The sequence below is a fragment of the Ornithinimicrobium flavum genome, assembly GCF_004526345.1.
Taxonomy (GTDB): domain Bacteria; phylum Actinomycetota; class Actinomycetes; order Actinomycetales; family Dermatophilaceae; genus Ornithinicoccus; species Ornithinicoccus flavus.
In genome coordinates this window covers 883,081-900,375 of the sequence record NZ_CP038213.1, presented here as the reverse complement: position 1 = coordinate 900,375, position 17,295 = coordinate 883,081, and the positions used below count along the sequence as shown (strand labels likewise).

Sequence of the window (17,295 nt, the reverse complement as noted above, 5' to 3'; positions counted from 1 at the left end):
TCCCGGCCTACGGTTACTCCTGCGTGGGCTGCCGGGTGACCTGGACCTCCCGGATCCGGGCACCCTCCACGGCGACCACCTCCAGCCGGGCGCCGTCGACCTCGACGACGTCACCCACCTCGGCGACCCGACCCAGCCGGGCCAGCACGAGGCCGGCCACGGTCTCGAACCCGCCGCGCGGCAGGGTGAGCCCGAGCGCGTCCTCGAGCTCCTCGACGATGAGGCTCCCGGGGACCCGGGCGGTCCCGCCCTCGCGGACGAGCGCGTCCTCGGGGTCCGGGTCGGTGTCGTACTCGTCGTAGATCTCCCCCACGACCTCCTCCACGAGGTCCTCGATCGTGACGATCCCCTCGGTCCCGCCGTGCTCGTCGACGACCAGCGCCAGGTGCGCCTGGGCGCCCCGCAGGTAGGCCAGCGAGGCCAGCACCGGTTTGGTCACCGGGAGGGCGACGATCTCCCGCGACAGGTCGCCGACCCGCACGTGGGCACGGCGGTCGTGCCCGACCGTGAGCAGGTCACGCACGTGGACGAAGCCGAGGACGTCGTCCGTGGACTCCCCGATGACGGGGTAGCGGCTGCGCCCGGTGCTCACGACCAGCGGCTCGATCTCGCGCACCGTGCTGGTGGCCCGCAGGAAGTCCACGTCGATCCGGGGCCGCAGCGCGTCACCGAGCGTCCGCTCGCTGGCCCGGAAGACGTCGGCGAGGATCTCCCGGCTGTAGGGGCGCAGGTCGCGGTTGTCCTCCACCACCCGGCGCAGCTCCTCGATGGTCATCTCCTCCCGGCTCGCCGACGGGTCACCGCCCAGCAGCCGCACCACCACGTCGGTCGAGACCGAGAGCAGTCTGATCACCGGCGTCAGGAGCGTGGCGAAGACCCCCAGCGGCGGGGCCAGGACGCGGGTGAAGGCCGTCGAGCGCTGCATCGCCAGCCGCTTCGGCACCAGCTCGCCCAGCACGAGAGACAGGTAGGCGATGACCAGGGTCAGGAGCACGAGGGCCAGCGGGTCGGCGACGCCGGCGGCCAGTCCGCGCCCCTGGAGCCAGCGGGAGAGGTAGGGGGCGATGGTGGCGCCGCCGAAGGCGGAGGAGAAGAAGCCCGCGACCGTCACCCCCACCTGCACGGCGGACAGGAACCGGTTGGGGTCCCGCACCAGGCCGGCGATCCGCCTCCCCCTGCCGCCGGATCGTTCGATGTCGTCGACCTGGCTCGGCCGCAGCGAGACGATCGCCATCTCGGTGGCGGCGAAGACCCCTCCGACCAGCACGAAGACCAGCACGAGCGCCATATTCGTCAGCAGGGCCGAGTCCATGCGGGCAGCGTATGCGGTCGGCCGGGTCGGTCGGGCCGGTCCCGCCCGTGGGTGCGTGCGGCTCGGACCCGGCCCTCAGCCGGGGGGAGGAGCGGGTGCGGGACGGGTCCCGCGGCTCACCCGGAGACCTCCTGCGCCAACCGGTCCAGCTCGCGCGGCAGCTCCCGCATCGTGACCAGGGGCGAGAGCAGGACCGGCAGCGTCGCCAGCAGCCCCACGAGGGAGAAGATCCACAGCGCCTGCACGACGCCCAGCTCGCGACCGAGCAGTCCGCCGAGGAAGGCGCCGACCGGCATGGGCCCCCAGACGAGGAAGCGGATCGAGGCGTTCATCCGCCCCAGGAGCGGCCTGGGGCACAGGCGCTGGCGGAAGCTCACCTGAGCGACGTTGTAGACCACGACGCCCCAGCTCATGAGGAACCAGCCCGTGACCAGGGTGGGCACCGGGGGCAGGACGGAGGCCAGCGGCGCGCTGAGGGCCGCCGCCGCCCCCACGACGGCGGCCAACGGGATGACCCTGCCCTCCCCCACCAACCGGGTGAGGTGGGAGGAGGTGACGGCTCCCAGGATCCCGCCCACGGCCCCGACCGACATGATGAGGCCCAGGGTCGTCTCCGCCAGCCCCAGGGTGCGGATGACGTAGAGCACGAAGAGCGCGAAGACCGCCGAGCTGGCCAGGTTGGTCAGGCCGGTGCAGGCGACGATCCGGCGCAGCAGCGGGTGGCTGAGGACGAAGGCCAGGCCCTCCCGGATCTCGACGGCCAGGGGGCGCCGGGCGGCCGGGTCGGGGGCCTGCTCGCGGTGCCGGATGCGCGAGACGAAGAGCGAGGACAGGGCCATGCACACGCTGGTGACCGCGATCGTCAGGGGCGAGCCGACCAGGCGGACGAGCGCCGCGGCGGAGGCCGGCCCCACGACCATGGCGGTCTGCTGACTGGCCTGGAGCTTGCCGTTGCCGTCCCCGATCTGCTCGCTGCGGACGATCTCGGGCAGGTAGGACTGGTTGGCCACGTCGAAGAAGACGGTGACGACCCCGACCAGGGTCGCGACGACGTAGAGCTGCCACATCGCCAGCGCGTCCAGCAGCCAGGCCGCGGGCAGGGCGAGCAGGAGCACCGCCCGCAGCAGGTCCCCGAGGACGAGAACGCCCTTCTTGCGCCACCGGTCGACCCAGGCCCCGGCCGGAAGGCTGATGAGGAGGAAGGCCAACGACTGCAGGGTGGCGAGCAGGCCCATCTGGAAGGCGTCGGCGCGCAGGAGCTGCACCGCCATCAGCGGCATCGCGAGGCCGACGAACTGCATGCCGAAGACGGAGACCGTGTCACCGGCCCACAGCAGCCGGAAGTCGTGGTGCCGCCAGAGGCTGGCGGGGGGTGCGGCAGGGGTCGGTCCGGTCTTCACCTGCCGATCCTCCGCCTACTGATTGGCTTTTGTCAATCACTGGTGTGCGGTAGCGTCCCCGCCATGGGTGAGCAGGCGCAGCAGGCGGCCTTCGAGCCACGACCGGCGACCGACGCCGAGGCCAGGGCGCTGGCCTCGGGCGTGCGTCTGCGGATCCTGCGGATATGCCTCGACGAGGCGCTCACCAACCGGGAGATCGCCGAGGTGCTGGGGCGGCACCCCGCGTCCGTCCTCCACCACGTGCGCACGCTGGTGGACACCGGCTACCTGCAGGCCCTCGAGCCCCGGCGGGGACGACGGGGCGCCCGGGAGATCCCCTACCGCACGACCGGCAAGTCGTGGTACACCCGCACCCAGACCCAGGGCAGCTCCCTGCTCCAGGCCTTCCTCGACGAGGTGGCCCAGGTGCCCCCGGAGCGGCAGGGGATGACGCGGCTGGGCCTGCGGCTCCCGCCGCAGGAGATGGACGAGTTCCGCGAGCGCCTCTTCACCCTGCTCCAGGAGTTCCACGACCGGCCCCGTGACCCCTCCGCCGAGCCGTGGTCGCTCTTCGTCGCGCTCCATCCGGACACCAGCCTGAGGCGGCCCCCGGCCTGAGGGCCCCGCTCAGGTGCGGGCCAGCACGTGCCCCGCCGGCAGCGAGAGCCGGACCCAGGGGCCCGCGCGGTGGACCGTCGCCGCGTCCCCGGACCGGCCGGCCGGGGCGAAGCCGAGGGCGTGAACGGCGAGCGCCGTGCCCGCGGGGACCCGCAGGTCCACCGGCCGACCCCATACCCGGTGCCGAAGCGCCTCCACGGCCGCCGACCCGGACCCCTCCGGCGCCCCCTGCGCCACCTCGGCGATCCCGTCCTGGGCGGCCTGCCGCAGCGTGGCCACGGCGATCGTGCCGGCAGGCTCCCACCCGCCCCGCGGCGGGCTGACCGCGGCCCAGGGCGGGGCGACCTCCCCGGGCGGGACGGGCAGTGCCGTCCCCGGGTCGCCGGTGCTGGCGCGGCGGGCGAAACGGTCCGTGAGCGCCCCGAGGGGCACGGTCACGTCGAGGCGGTGCTCCCCCGCCAGCCGCATGGTCCGCAGCCCCAGCACCAGACCGGTGCGCAGGATGCCCTGGCCGGGCAGCACGCATACCCAGACCGCGAGCACCTCACCGACGGCCTGCAGCCGGACGGCCCCGTCGGCGTCCAGGTTGCGCGCCCTCCCGACGAAGGTCGCCAGGTCCACGACCGACTCCCCGTCCGGGAAGGTGAGGACGCCGCTCATCCCTGCCGCCGGCGCAGCGCCTTGAGCGCCCGCTGCTCGCTGCGCAGCACCGGTGGGTCGGCCAGCACCTGCCCGAGCGCGTCCCGCTCGGGGCCGCCCAGCCGTCGCGGGCGCTGGTCCTGCAGGTCGTAGGCCACCATCGCGGTCCGGCCGCGGGCGTAGACCGTGTCGTCCCCCTCCGGTCCGGCCACGGCGTAGGAGAGCTCGAAGGAGGCGGCGCCGATCTCGCTGCACCACACCCCCACCCGGGCGGGGGCGTAGGCGAACTCCATCGGCAGGAGGTAGTCGACCGCGGCGGACACCACGAGCATGCCCTCGTCGATGAGGTCACGGTCCTGGCCGAACCAGGCCTTGAAGACGTAGACGCGGGTCTCCTCGAAGATCCGGAGGTACTGCACGTTGTTGACGTGACCGTAGGCGTCCATGTCAGACCACCGCACGGGGATCGGGACGATGCTCGCGACCGCGGGGACGTCGGGGAGGCGCTCCTGACTCATGCCTCCATCGTCGCAGCCGCGTCGTCCTCGCCCGTCAGCCGCACCCAGGCGGTCCGGATGTGGGCCTCGACGAGCGCGTCCGCACCGGCGGGGTCCCCCGCAACCACGGCCTCCACGATCTGGGCGTGCTCGCGGTTGAGGTCCTCTGTCAGCCCCCGGAACGCCTCATCGTCCAACCCGCGGAAGCGCTCCAGCATCGGGCCGCGGACCGACTCGCGGATGGCGATCGTGGTGTCCGCCGCCAGCCTGTTTCCCGCCGCCTCGGCGATCGCGACGTGGAACGCGGCGTCCGCGTCGTTGAAGGCCTCCCGGCCGCGCGAGGCGGCGTCCCGGGCCTCCCCGAGCCGGTCCTTCAGGTCCCTGGCGGCCTGCGGACCGTGACGCTCGGCCGCCAGCCGCGCACTGAGCCGCTCCAGCGCCACGCGCACCTCCATGACGTCGGTCAGCGGGAAGTTGGCGAGCGCGACGTGGATCCGCAGCAGCCGCGTCAACGCTCCGGACGGCATCGCCGAGACCTTGGTCCCCCCGGCGGAGCCGGCTCCCACCGAGGAGCGCAGCACGCCCTGGGCCTGCAGGGAGCGCACCGCCTCGCGGACCGCCGCCCGGCTGACCCCCAGCTGGGCCGCGAGCTCCCGCTCCGCCGGCAGCCCGTCCCCCACCCGCAGTTCACCGGCGAGGATGCGCTCCTCGACCCACCGGGCGGCGACCTCGTAGGCCCGCGGCGCCGCCGGATCGGTCATCCTCGCTCCTGGGTGTGCTGCGGAGGTGCCGGCCCGGCACATCCTTGACGTGCCGGTGAGTGTAGACCTACGCTCGGTGCCACACAATGGTCGGACCACTTCTGACCTGCAAGGGAGGGTCGATGACGACACCCGCACCGACCGTGGCGCTCTTCGCCACGTGCTTCAACGACACGATGTGGCCCGAGGCCCCGCAGGCCACGGTGATGCTCCTCGAGCGGCTGGGGTGCCGGGTCGTCTTCCCCCGTGAGCAGACCTGCTGCGGGCAGATGTTCACCAACACGGGGTATGCCGACGAGGCCACCCCGCTGGTGCGCCGGTTCGTCGACACCTTCGAGCGCTACGACCACGTCGTCGCTCCGTCGGGGTCGTGCGTCGGGTCGGTGCGCGAGCAGCACGGGATGCTCGCCCGCCGGGCCGGGGACGCCGGGCTGGCCGAGGCGGCGGAGCGAACGGCGACGAAAGTGCGGGAGCTGTCCGAGTTCCTCGTCGACGTCCTGGGGGTCACCGACGTCGGTGCCTACTTCCCGCACCGGACCACCTACCACCCCACCTGCCACAGCCTGCGCATGCTGCACGTCGGCGACAAGCCGCTGCAGCTGCTGCGCGCGGTGCGCGGGATCGACCTGGTCGAGCTGCCGGCGGCGAGCGAGTGCTGCGGCTTCGGCGGGACCTTCGCGGTGAAGAACGCCGACACCTCCATCGCGATGGGGTCGGACAAGGCCCGCCACGTCCGGGAGACGGGGGCCGAGGTGCTCGTGGCCGGCGACAACTCCTGCCTCGCCCACATCGGCGGTGTCCTGGGCCGGCAGCGTTCCGGCGTCCGGACGCTCCACCTGGCCCAGGTGCTGGCCTCGACCGAGGAGGACCCCGCATGAGCGGCCCGACCACGATCCCGACCGGCGACGTCGGCGCCGGCCCCACCGCATACCCGGACGGCCGCAGGCAGGACACCGGCGCGCCCCTGCAGGTCACCTCACCGATCTTCCTCGGTATGCCGTCCTTCCAGCGGGCGGCCAAGGAGGCCCTGGCCAACACCCAGCAGCGGCGCAACCTGGCGCACGCCACCGCGACCATCCGCGCCAAGCGGGCCGCCGTCGTCGGCGAGGTCGACCGCTGGGAGGAGCTGCGGGTCGCCGGGGCCGACGCCAAGGACGAGGCGCTGCACCACCTGCCCCACTACCTGGAGCAGCTGGAGACGAACCTGACGGCCCGGGGTGCCACCGTGCACTGGGCCCGGGACGCCGACGAGGCCAACCGGATCGTCCTCGACATCGTGCGGGCCAAGGAGGCCCAGGAGGTCGTCAAGGTCAAGTCGATGGCCACCCAGGAGATCGAGCTCAACGAGCGCCTGGAAGAGGCCGGGATCCACGCGTGGGAGACCGACCTGGCCGAGCTGATCGTCCAGCTCGGGCACGACCGGCCCAGCCACATCCTCGTGCCCGCGATCCACCGCAACCGGGCGGAGATCCGGGAGATCTTCCGCCGCGAGATGGGCTCGGTCGGCCGCCCCGCCCCCGAGGACCTCACCGACGAGCCGGCCCGCCTGGCCGAGGCGGCCCGGCTGCACCTGCGGGAGAAGTTCCTGCGGGCCCGGGTCGCGGTCTCGGGCGCGAACTTCGCCATCGCCGACACCGGCACCCTGGTCGTCGTCGAGTCCGAGGGCAACGGGCGGATGTGCCTCACCCTGCCGGAGACGCTCATCAGCGTCGTCGGGATCGAGAAGGTGCTGCCGTCCTTCGAGGACCTCGGGACCATGCTGCAGCTGCTGCCCCGCTCCTCCACCGGCGAGCGGATGAACCCCTACACCTCGATGTGGACCGGCGTCCATGACGGCGACGGGCCGCAGGAGGTGCACGTCGTCCTGCTGGACAACGGGCGGAGCCACGTCCTCGCCGACGAGCTGGGACGGCAGGCGCTGCGCTGCATCCGCTGCTCGGCCTGCCTCAACGTCTGCCCCGTCTACGAGCGGGCCGGCGGGCACGCCTACGGCTCGGTCTACCCCGGTCCGATCGGCGCGATCCTCAACCCTCAGCTGCGGGGCACAGGCTCGGAGGTCGACAAGTCCCTGCCCTACGCGAGCTCGCTGTGCGGCGCCTGCTTCGAGGCCTGCCCGGTGCGCATCGACATCCCGACCCTGCTGGTGCACCTGCGCACGCAGGTCGTGGACGAGGCCTCGGGCCGGTCCCCCGAGGCCACCTCCATGCGGGCCGCCGCCTGGATGTTCGGCGACCACCGGCGGCTGGAGGCCGCCCAGCGGGCCGCCACGCTCGGCGGCCGGCTGCTGGGCGGCAGGACGCTGCGCTCGGTGCCGGGGCTCGGGGCCTGGACCCAGGCCAGGGACGTCCCGACCCCGCCGAGGGAGACCTTCCGGCAGTGGTGGGCGCGCCGGCGCCAGGACGACCCCGGTGGGGCGCCCGGACCCGTCCGGCAGCAGGACGGGACGAGCACCACGACCCCGGAGGAGGAGACGTGAGCGCCCGTGAGGAGATCCTGAGCCGGCTGCGCACCGCCACCCGCGACGTGACGACCCCGGCGGGCAGCCGGGGCGAGATCCCGCGGATCGCGACGGTCGGCGACTCGCCCGGGGCGACCTTGGAGCTGTTCGCCGAGAACGTGGCGGACTACCGGGCCACGGTCCAGCGCTGCTCGCCGGCCGACGTCGGAGGCGTCGTGGCCGCTGCGCTCGCCCGGGCGGCCGCGCACACGGTGCTCGTGCCCACCGGCCTGGACCCGGCCTGGGTCTCGAGCCTGCGGGACAGCGGCATCCGGGTGCTGGCGGACGAGGGCGAGGACGGAGGCCCGCTGCGGGCCGACGAGCTGGACGGGATCGACGCCGTCGTCACCGCGGCGCGGGTGGGGATCGCGACCACCGGCACCATCGTCCTGGACCACGAGCCCGACCAGGGTCGGCGCGCCCTGACCCTCGTGCCCGACCAGCACGTCTGCGTCGTCCGCGCCGACCAGGTCGTCCACGACGTCCCGGACGCCGTGGCGCTGCTCGACCCCTCCCGACCCCTCACGTGGATCAGCGGGCCCAGCGCCACCAGCGACATCGAGCTGGACCGGGTCGAGGGTGTGCACGGACCCCGCACCCTCGACGTCGTCCTCGTCGAGCCCTGAGCGTCGAGGGTTAGGCTCGCCCCCGTGATGGACGAGACGTTGCCCGACCCGATCGACGACCTGCTCGACGTGCTCGACCTGCGCCGCGAGGGCACCACCACAATCCACGTCGCCTCCCCCCAGGTGCCGGGTGAGGACCTGTCGGACTCCGAGGGTGACGTCTTCGTCGGCCGCAGCCAGCCGATGCCGCACGGCCGGGTCTTCGGCGGTCAGGTCCTCGCCCAGTGCCTCGTCGCGGCCGGGCGCACCGTGGAACCGGTGGACGACGGCACCGACGAAGAGCCGCAGCCCCGGTTCATCCACTCCATGCACGGCTACTTCCTGCGCCCGGGGGACGCCGGCCGGCCGCTGCGCTTCCTCGTGGAGCGGATGCGCGACGGACGCAGCTTCACGGCCCGTCGGGTCCACGCGGTGCAGGACGGCCGCATCCTCATGTCCATCATCATGTCCTTCCAGGAGGCCGCCGACGGGCTGGACCACCAGGTGCCGATGCCGGACGTCCCCGGCCCACAGGGGCTGCGGTCGGACAAGGAGATCCTGGAACGGATCGACCACCCGGTCGCCCGCCTGACGGCACGGTCGCGACCGGTCGAGATCCGGCATACCGACCGTCTGCTGCTGGGCCCGGCCGAGCCAGGTCCGAGCGAGCAGTCGGTGTGGCTCCGGATCGCCCGGGAGGCTGCCGCGCACGACGACCTGCTGCACGCGGCGATCCTGGCCTACGCCTCCGACTACGTCCTCCTCGAGCCCGTCCTGCGCAGGCACGGGATCGGATGGGGCGACGCCCGTCTCCGACCGGCGAGCCTGGACCACTCGATGTGGTTCCACCGCCCGGTGCGGGTGGACGAGTGGGTCCTCTACACCCAGACCTCCCCCTCGGCGCAGTCCGGCCGAGGGCTCGGTCTGGGCCACATGTTCGCCGCCGACGGGACCCTCGCGGCCACCGTCGGGCAGGAGGGCATGGTCCGCCTCAAGGGCTGACCCTTCACAGCGCGGGCACGGGCGGAACGGCACGTCAACCACCCGGAGGGGTGAGGTCCACCACCCCAGAGGTGACCCTGCGACCGGCAAGGTCACGAAATGGTCACGTCTGCCCCTGCGGGGGAACTGCCCCCTTCCCATCCCCTCCCCGGCGACACATACTCGGCAACGTTGCCTCCGTCGTGCCCAACGTCGGGCCCGTGAGCGGGTGACGCCTATCCATCGAACGAAGGACACTCAACAGTGCGCAACACACCTGGACGGCGGAGGACGCGGCTCATCGCGTTCGCCGGTGCCGGTGCTGTCCTGGCACCCCTGACGATCGGAGCGCCCACCTGGGCCGCGCCCGAGCTGTCGGTGGCCGAGGACGGTTCCTACATCGTCATGATGAAGCAAGAGTCCGTGGCGGCCTACGACGGCGGCCTCAAGGGGATCCCGGCGACGAAGCCGGCCGAGGGCGAGAAGGTCGACACCGCCAGCGCCGCAGCGCGCAGCTACGTGGACGTCCTGCGCTCGGAGCAGAACGAGGTCCTGGCCAGCGTCGGTCTCGACGCCGAGGCCAAGACCTACGACTACACCACCGTGTTCAACGGTTTCGCGGTCGACCTGACCGCCCAGCAGGTCACCGCCCTGCGCAAGAACCCCGACGTGGCCTACGTCTGGGAGGACGAGATCCGTCACGCGGACACCGTCACCACCCCCGACTACCTCGGCCTGCGCGGCGAGGGCGGCGTGTGGGACACCGAGTTCGGTGGCGACGCCGAGGCCGGCAAGGGCGTCGTCGTGGGTGTCATCGACACCGGCATCTGGCCCGAGAACCCCAGCTTCGCCGACCTGCCGGGCAACCCGGCCCCGCCGGCCAGCTGGAACGGCGAGTGTATCGAGGGCGATGACGACCCCGAGGGCAACATCACCTGCAACAGCAAGCTGATCGGTGCCCGCTACTACCCGCAGGGCAACGTCACGGACTACGACTTCATGTCGCCCCGTGACACCAACAGCCACGGCAGCCACACCGCGGGCACCGCCGCCGGCAACAACGACGTCGAGATCGAGGTGCTGGGCACCGAGATGGGCACCGGCTCCGGTATGGCGCCGGCCGCCCAGATCGCGGCCTACAAGGCCCTGTGGCAGACCGCCGACGGCCGTGGCAGCGGCTCCACCTCGGGTCTGCTCGCTGCCGTCAACGACGCGGTCGAGGACGGCGTCGACGTCATCAACTACTCGGTCTCCGGGTCCTCGCAGTACGTCGTGGACTCCATCGAGCTGGCCTTCCTGAACGCGGCGGACGCCGGCGTCTTCGTGGCCGCCTCGGCCGGCAACTCCGGTGACACCGTGGGTGCCGGCTCGGTCGCCCACAACTCCCCGTGGGTCATGACCGTCGCCGCCTCCACGCACGACCGCAACGTCAGCAAGTACGTCGAGACCGGCCCCAGCGACATCGTGGACCGCATCTCCGGCAAGGATCGCTACGCCACCGCGGCGGAGATCGCGCTCGCCGGCTACGACGAGGTCGACACGGTCTACATCGCCACCGGCAACCAGTTCGCGGACGCGCTCGCGGGCGCGGCCCCGGCTGCCAAGGGCATGACCATGTCCGGCGGCATGACCGCCCAGGACGCCTCCGGCGCCCCGGTGCTGCTCACCCGCGTGGACTCGCTGCCCAGCGCCACGGTGGCGGCCCTGGAGGAGCTCGCGCCCTCCAACATCGTCATCCTGGGTGGGTCGGTCGCGGTCTCCGAGGCCGTCGAGTCCGAGCTCGCCGACTACGGCGACGTGGTGCGCGTCAGCGGCAAGGACCGCTACGCCACCGCCGCGATGATCGCCGAGGCCTACGGCAGCGCCGACCACGTCTACGTCGCCACGGGCGAGGGCGAGAACTTCCCCGACGCCCTCTCCGGCTCCGCGCTCGCGGGTGCCGAGGGTGCGCCCGTCCTGCTGGTCCGCAGCGACAGCGTCCCCGGTGCGGTGACCAACGCGCTCGCCGAGCTGGGGAACCCCGAGGTCACCATCCTCGGTGGCTCCGCCGCCGTCAGCGAGGACGTTGCCGAGGAGCTCGGCGCCACCGACCGGCTCGCCGGCAGCGACCGCTACGGCACCTCGGTGGCCGTCGCCGAGCGCTTCGGCTACTCCACGGAGAACCCCGCCCCCGTCGTGCACGTCGCGACCGGTGCGGACTACCCGGACGCCCTGGCCGCCTCCGCCCTCGCGGGCTGGCAGCAGGTCCCGGTCATGCTCAGCCGTCCGGCTGACGTGCCCGGTCGCGTGCTGTCCACCATGGTCGCTGTCGACCCGGGCTCGGTCTTCATCCTCGGTGGCGAGAACGCGCTGAGCGCCGGGGTCGAGGAGACCCTGGAGGAGACCTTCAACTCCGCGGGCGAGCGCTTCGAGGGCGTCGGTGTCGGCGAGGCCGTCGGCCCCGCCCCGCTGATCGACTCCGAGGACTACCCGGCCGAGGGTCGCACCGCGGCCGACGCCAAGCTGTGCCTCCCCGGCTCGCTGGACGAGGACGCCATCGACGGCGAGATCGTCATCTGCACCCGCGGCAGCAACGCCCGCGTGGAGAAGAGCGACGTCGTCGCCGCCGCCGGCGGTATCGGCATGATCATGGCTAACAACAACGACAGCGAGTCGCTGAACGCCGACTTCCACGTGATCCCCACGATCCACGTGAACGGCACCGCAGCCGCGGCCATCAAGGCCTACGAGGAGTCCGACCCCAACCCGACGGCCTTCATCTCGGCCACCGGTGAGGGCGGCGCGGAGATGGTCGTGCCCGAGATGGCCGGCTTCAGCTCCTACGGCCCGGCGATCGCCGGCAACGGTGACCTCCTGAAGCCGGACATCACGGCTCCGGGTGTCGACGTCATCGCGGCGGTCTCCCCGCTGACCAACGGTGGCAGCAACTTCAACGCCATGTCCGGCACCTCGATGTCCGCCCCGCACGTCGCGGGCCTGGCGGCGCTGATGATGTCGAAGAACACCGACTGGAGCCCGATGGCGGTCAAGTCGGCGATGATGACCACCGCCGACCCGCTGAACAGCGACGGTGAGCCGATCCACTACGGTGGCGCCCCGGCCAACCCGCTGCACTACGGCTCCGGCGAGGTCGAGCCGGCGGCGTCCTACGGCACGCCGCTGGTCTACGAGTCGGATCGGACGGACTGGTACGACTACGCGTGCGCGATCGGTCAGCTGCAGCTCCTGGTCGGCGGTCAGGCCTACTGCGACGCCGCTCCTGACGTCGACCCGAGCGACCTCAACTACCCGAGCATCTCCATCGGGCAGCTGGCAGGCTCGCAGACGGTCACCCGCACGGTCACCGCGACCGGCGAGGGCGGCACCTTCGACGCTGTCGTCGAGGCGCCCGAGGGTATGTCGGTCGAGGTCTCCCCGGAGACCATCACCGTCGGTGCCGGCGAGACCGCGACCTTCGAGGTGACCATCACCAACGAGGGCGCGCCGCTCGGTGAGTGGGCCTTCGGCTCGGTCACCTGGACCGGCCCCGGCTCGGACGTCCGCAGCCCCATCGCGGTCAACCCGGTCGCGGTCGCCGCCCCCACCGACCTGGTGGTCACGGCACCGAGGGCAGCACGACCTTCGAGGTGGTGCCCGGCACGACCGGCACCATGACCTCGGTGGTCCACGGCCTGACCGCGGCGGACAGCCAGGAGGTCAGCGTGACCTCCGACGGTCCGTCCGGCGGCGCCGGCTTCGAGGACTTCGTGATGGAGGTCACGGTGCCGGAGGGTGCCGCGGCCCTGCGGGTCGAGGTCTGGCAGGACGAGTGGGCTCCGAGCGAGAACCTCGACCTGGACCTCTTCCTCATCAACCCGGAGTACACCGCGGTCGTCGCGCAGAGCGCGGCCGGCGGCTCGGACGAGGCGATCACGCTCGTCGCTCCAGCCCCGGGCGTCTACCACCTGGCGATCGACAACTGGAACGCCCCCGCTGGGGACGTCGCCACGGGTCCGGTGCACGTGTACACGCCGGTGGCGGACGAGGGCAACCTCGACGTCACCCCGTCGCCCACCTCGGTCGTCTCGGGCGTCCCGGTCGAGCTCACCGCGACGTGGTCCGGCCTGGAGGCAGCAACCCGCTACCTCGGTGCCATCGGGTACGACTTCGGTGCCGGTGAGGCTGGCTACACCCTGGTCACGGTCACCCCGTGACCACCCGGCCTGACGGGGTCCGCCCCTGACGGTCACCAGCACGACGGCGAGGGCCCGTCTCCCACCCGGGAGGCGGGCCCTTCCCGCGTCCCCGTCCGCACCGCATACGGTGGAGTCGGACACGACGGAGAGGTGCGAGTATGTGGTGGCAGGACCTGTTGTGGGGCGTGTGGAACGGGATCACGGCGTGGTTCGTCCTCATCGCCCACGTCTTCGGCGCCTGGGAGCGCTTCCCCGTCTACGACGTGGACCGGGTGGGGAACTGGTACGACTTCGGGTTCCTGCTCGGGGCGGGGTCCCCGCTCCTGGGGATGTTCCGGGGCCGCAAGGGCTAGCCGGTCGGGGGTCCGATCGGCAGGGTGCGGGCGCTGGTGATGCGCCGCTCCCGCCCGCTCAACGGGTCGGTGAGGCAGACCTCCGCCGCGAGAAGCTGCAGGGGGTTGCTGAAGTCGCCCGGGGCCACGTCGCTCACGACGGGGTAGAGCGGGTCACCGAGGATGGGTATCCCGAGACCGGCGAGGTGCACCCTCAGCTGGTGCGTCTGCCCGGTGGTCGGGGTGAGGCGGTAGCGTCCGACGCCCGGCTCGACGACGTCGAGCAGCTCCACGAGGGTCCGGGCGTTCGGGGGGCCGGGGACCACGCGGGCCTGCAGCTCGCCCCTCGTCTTGACCAGGCGGTCGTGGACGAGGAGCGGGAGGTCACGACCCTCGGGCAGCGGGGCGAGCGCCTCGTAGGTCTTCCGCAGGCCGCCCGTCTGCACCAGCACCTGGTAGGGACGGCGCGCGGCCGCCCGGGTGGTCAGCAGCAGGACGCCGCTGGTCAGCCGGTCCAGGCGGTGGACCGGGGTCAGCTCAGGCAGGTCCAGGGCCCGACGCAGCCGCACCAGAGCGGTCTGGGCCACGTGACCGCCCCGGGGGGTGGTGGCCAGGAAAGGGGGCTTGTCGACGGCCAGCAGCCCGGTGTCGTCGTCCCGCAGCAGGACGAGCAGCTCCCCCGGCACCGGCACCTCCTCCGGCAGGTCTCGATAGAGGTATGCCGTGCCCCCCGGGCGGTAGGGGGTGCCCTCCCCCACCGGGGTCCCGTCGGCCAGGACGATCTCCCCCGCCGCCAGCCGGCGGCGCACCCCTTCCTCGTCGCCGGTGAGGGCGGCGAGGAAGGACACCACGGTGGGGTGCTCGACGTGCACCGGCATCCGGACGCGCGCCGGCCCGAGCCCGTCGCGCGGTGGCAGCGGTGGCTCGGGCCGGCGGCGGCGCGGCATACCTCGCGTCAGTCGCGGGTCAGCTTGCGGTAGGTGACGCGGTGCGGACGGGCCGCCTCGGCACCGAGCCGCTCGACCTTGTTCTCCTCGTAGGCGCCGAAGTTGCCCTCGAACCAGTACCACTTCGCCGGGTCCTGCTCGTCACCCTCGTAGGCGAGGATGTGCGTGGCGACCCGGTCGAGGAACCACCGGTCGTGGCTGATGACGACGGCGCAGCCGGGGAAGGACTCCAGCGCGTTCTCCAGGGACCCGAGCGTCTCGACGTCCAGGTCGTTGGTCGGCTCGTCCAGGAGCAGCAGGTTGCCGCCCTCCTTCAGGGTGAGCGCCAGGTTGAGGCGGTTGCGCTCCCCGCCGGAGAGCACCCCGGCCTTCTTCTGCTGGTCCGGCCCCTTGAAGCCGAACTGGCTGACGTAGGCGCGGGACGGGATCTCGACCTGGCCGACCTGGATGAAGTCCAGCCCGTCGGAGACGACCTCCCACAGCGACTTCTCGGGGGCGATGTTCTCGCGGGACTGGTCGACGTAGGACATCTTGACGGTGTCACCGACCTTGACGGTGCCGCCGTCCGCCTCCTCCAGGCCGACGATGGTCTTGAACAGCGTCGTCTTGCCGACACCGTTCGGGCCGATGACGCCGACGATGCCGTTGCGGGGCAGGGTGAAGGAGAGGCCGTCGATGAGGACCCGGTCCCCGAAGCCCTTCTTCAGGTCCTTGACCTCGATGACCTGGCTGCCCAGCCGGGGCCCCGGCGGGATCTGGATCTCCTCGAAGTCCAGCTTGCGGGTCTTGTCGGCCTCGGCCGCCATCTCCTCGTACCGCGCCAGGCGGGCCTTGCTCTTGGTCTGCTTGGCCTTGGGGTTCGAGCGCACCCAGGCGAGCTCGGTCTCCAGCCGCTTGGCCAGCTTGGCGTCCTTCTTGCCGGCGATCGCCAGGCGCTCGCGCTTCTTCTCCAGGTAGGTGGAGTAGTTGCCCTCGTAGGGGTAGAGGTGGCCGCGGTCCACCTCGGCGATCCACTGGGCGACGTTGTCCAGGAAGTACCGGTCGTGGGTGACCGCCAGGACGGCCCCGGGGTAACTGGCGAGGTGCTGCTCGAGCCACTGGACGGACTCGGCGTCGAGGTGGTTGGTCGGCTCGTCGAGCAGCAGCAGGTCCGGCTTGGACAGCAGCAGCTTGCACAGGGCGACGCGGCGGCGCTCACCGCCGGAGAGCACGGTGACGTCGGCGTCCGGCGGCGGGCAGCGCAGGGCGTCCATCGCCTGCTCGAGCTGGGCGTCGAGGTCCCACGCGTCGGCGTGGTCGATCTCCTCCTGGAGCTGGCCCATCTCGGCCATGAGGGCGTCGAAGTCCGCGTCGGGGTCGGCCATCAGCTCGGAGATCTCGTTGTAGCGGTCGAGCTTGGTCTTGATCTCGCCGACGCCCTCCTCGACGTTGCCCAGGACCGTCTTGTCCTCGTTGAGCGGGGGCTCCTGCAGGAGGATCCCCACGCTGTAGCCGGGGGTGAGCCGGGCCTCACCGTTGGACGGCTGGTCCATGCCGGCCATGATCTTGAGGATGGTCGACTTGCCGGCGCCGTTGGGCCCCACGACGCCGATCTTGGCGCCGGGGTAGAAGGACATCGTGACGTCGTCGAGGATCACCTTGTCGCCGACCGCCTTGCGGGCGCGCGTCATGGTGTAGATGAATTCGGCCATGCCTCCCAGGGTAGTCGGGGAGCCGCGTGGCCCACGAATCCCGACGGGCACCCACCTCGGTCCCCACCCCCACCGAGCGCGTCATGTGGTTGCCCCCACCCCCACCGAGCGCGTCATGTGGTTGCCCGAGCGCGGTCTCCACACCCACTCGTGCGTCCCCCTGGTTGTCCACCGACCGGCGATCACCCATGGTGGCACGGCTGCTGTCGGTCCACCGTGGTGCTACCGCCCGTCGCTGGACGGGCCGAATCAGGAGGGGAATCATGCTGAGAGAGACCAACGTCACGGTTGCGGGCAACGTGACCCGGACCCCGGAGATCAAGCACCGCAAGGTCGACGGTCGCCCGTTCACCGTCATCCCGATCGCCGTCAACAACCGTCGCTTCGACGGCAACGCGGGTCAGTGGGTGGACGACGGCGTCACCTACTACGACATCATCTGCCGCGGCAGCCTCGGGGCCAACGCGCACTTCTCGCTGGACGTCGGCATGCCGGTGGTCGCCCACGGTCGGTTCCGCATACACGAGTGGACCACCGACGCGATGAAGGGAGCCCGACCCTGCATCTTCGCGGACAGCGTCGGGGTCGATCTGTCCTGGGGCATCACGAGCTACACGAAGGGGTCGCACACCTATCCGACGAGCGAGGACGAGTACGACTCCGCGCCCCCGCCCCCGTCAGAGGGCGGGCCCGCGGCCGCCCCCGACGCGGGCTACGAGGCAGAGGACGGCGAGCTTCTCGCGGACGAGGACGGGGTGGTGAGCGAGGAGGACGCCGAGCGTCTGCTGAAGCAGCCGGCCTGAGCTGGGTCGCGGCGGGACGGGGGACGGATCTTCCGTCAACCGTCCCGCACTGCTGTCC

At 72.2% G+C, this 17,295-nt stretch carries 16 protein-coding genes; 9 read left to right on the top strand and 7 right to left on the bottom strand.

All coding sequences use genetic code 11. The features are described 5' to 3' along the window. Positions 1-13: 13 nt before the first annotated feature. Positions 14-1,312: a hemolysin family protein gene (locus E3Z34_RS04225; protein ID WP_134772596.1), complete on the bottom strand. Its 1,299-nt coding sequence runs from the start codon at positions 1,310-1,312 to the stop codon at positions 14-16. Positions 1,313-1,428: 116 nt separating this feature from the next. Beyond that, complete coding sequence (locus E3Z34_RS04220; RefSeq protein ID WP_134772595.1) at positions 1,429-2,712, bottom strand: MFS transporter; 1,284 nt, start codon at positions 2,710-2,712, stop codon at positions 1,429-1,431. Positions 2,713-2,775: 63 nt separating this feature from the next. On the opposite strand from E3Z34_RS04220, the gene E3Z34_RS04215 reads away from it, so the two are divergent. Further along, positions 2,776-3,309 (top strand): winged helix-turn-helix domain-containing protein, encoded by a 534-nt coding sequence (locus tag E3Z34_RS04215; RefSeq protein ID WP_134772594.1) that lies wholly within the window; start codon positions 2,776-2,778, stop codon positions 3,307-3,309. Between the two features lie 9 nt (positions 3,310-3,318). Here the strand turns inward: E3Z34_RS04215 and E3Z34_RS04210 are convergent, their stop codons facing one another. The 3 genes from E3Z34_RS04210 to E3Z34_RS04200 are packed head-to-tail and all read right to left on the bottom strand — an operon-like array spanning position 3,319 to position 5,206. Beyond that, positions 3,319-3,969, bottom strand: a complete 651-nt coding sequence (locus E3Z34_RS04210; protein ID WP_134772593.1) for a DUF8185 domain-containing protein — start codon at positions 3,967-3,969, stop codon at positions 3,319-3,321. Continuing rightward, positions 3,966-4,466 (bottom strand): acyl-CoA thioesterase, encoded by a 501-nt coding sequence (locus tag E3Z34_RS04205; protein ID WP_134772592.1) that lies wholly within the window; start codon positions 4,464-4,466, stop codon positions 3,966-3,968. The genes E3Z34_RS04210 and E3Z34_RS04205 overlap by 4 nt, the downstream gene beginning before the upstream one ends. Next, positions 4,463-5,206 (bottom strand): FadR/GntR family transcriptional regulator, encoded by a 744-nt coding sequence (locus E3Z34_RS04200; protein WP_202977018.1) that lies wholly within the window; start codon positions 5,204-5,206, stop codon positions 4,463-4,465. Before E3Z34_RS04200 ends, E3Z34_RS04205 begins: the two co-directional genes overlap by 4 nt. Before the next feature lie 122 nt (positions 5,207-5,328). On the opposite strand from E3Z34_RS04200, the gene E3Z34_RS04195 reads away from it, so the two are divergent. The 7 genes from E3Z34_RS04195 to E3Z34_RS04165 all read left to right on the top strand — a co-directional run bounded on the left by E3Z34_RS04195 (position 5,329) and on the right by E3Z34_RS04165 (position 13,817). Next, positions 5,329-6,084, top strand: a complete 756-nt coding sequence (locus tag E3Z34_RS04195; protein WP_134772590.1) for a (Fe-S)-binding protein — start codon at positions 5,329-5,331, stop codon at positions 6,082-6,084. 116 nt (positions 6,085-6,200) lie between these two features. Then, a complete protein-coding gene (locus E3Z34_RS04190; protein WP_238695448.1) occupies positions 6,201-7,682 on the top strand; it encodes a LutB/LldF family L-lactate oxidation iron-sulfur protein in 1,482 nt (493 codons plus the stop codon). Beyond that, entirely contained in the window at positions 7,679-8,329 is a 651-nt protein-coding gene (locus E3Z34_RS04185; protein ID WP_134772589.1) for a LutC/YkgG family protein, read from the top strand. The genes E3Z34_RS04190 and E3Z34_RS04185 overlap by 4 nt, the downstream gene beginning before the upstream one ends. Positions 8,330-8,356: 27 nt before the next feature. Beyond that, a complete protein-coding gene (locus E3Z34_RS04180; protein WP_134772588.1) occupies positions 8,357-9,310 on the top strand; it encodes an acyl-CoA thioesterase in 954 nt (317 codons plus the stop codon). Between the two features lie 243 nt (positions 9,311-9,553). Beyond that, positions 9,554-12,943 carry a cell wall-binding repeat-containing protein gene (locus E3Z34_RS04175; protein WP_134772587.1) on the top strand — a complete coding sequence of 1,130 codons (3,390 nt, stop codon included), beginning with the start codon at positions 9,554-9,556 and terminating at the stop codon, positions 12,941-12,943. Further along, positions 12,919-13,482 (top strand): PPC domain-containing protein, encoded by a 564-nt coding sequence (locus E3Z34_RS04170; RefSeq protein ID WP_134772586.1) that lies wholly within the window; start codon positions 12,919-12,921, stop codon positions 13,480-13,482. Before E3Z34_RS04175 ends, E3Z34_RS04170 begins: the two co-directional genes overlap by 25 nt. A 140-nt stretch (positions 13,483-13,622) precedes the next feature. Further along, positions 13,623-13,817 (top strand): hypothetical protein, encoded by a 195-nt coding sequence (locus E3Z34_RS04165; RefSeq protein WP_134772585.1) that lies wholly within the window; start codon positions 13,623-13,625, stop codon positions 13,815-13,817. Here E3Z34_RS04165 and E3Z34_RS04160 read toward each other — a convergent pair. Together E3Z34_RS04160 and ettA are read right to left on the bottom strand one after the other, a co-directional pair. After that, positions 13,814-14,743 (bottom strand): pseudouridine synthase, encoded by a 930-nt coding sequence (locus E3Z34_RS04160; RefSeq protein ID WP_134772584.1) that lies wholly within the window; start codon positions 14,741-14,743, stop codon positions 13,814-13,816. The two genes, E3Z34_RS04165 and E3Z34_RS04160, sit on opposite strands and share 4 nt — an antisense overlap. A gap of 8 nt (positions 14,744-14,751) precedes the next feature. Beyond that, the gene (gene ettA / locus E3Z34_RS04155) at positions 14,752-16,434 is read right to left on the bottom strand and encodes an energy-dependent translational throttle protein EttA (protein ID WP_134772583.1); all 1,683 of its coding nucleotides are present in this window, start codon (positions 16,432-16,434) and stop codon (positions 14,752-14,754) included. A gap of 263 nt (positions 16,435-16,697) precedes the next feature. On the opposite strand from ettA, the gene E3Z34_RS04150 reads away from it, so the two are divergent. Further along, entirely contained in the window at positions 16,698-17,237 is a 540-nt protein-coding gene (locus E3Z34_RS04150) for a single-stranded DNA-binding protein (protein ID WP_158288595.1), read from the top strand. Positions 17,238-17,295 lie beyond the last annotated feature (58 nt).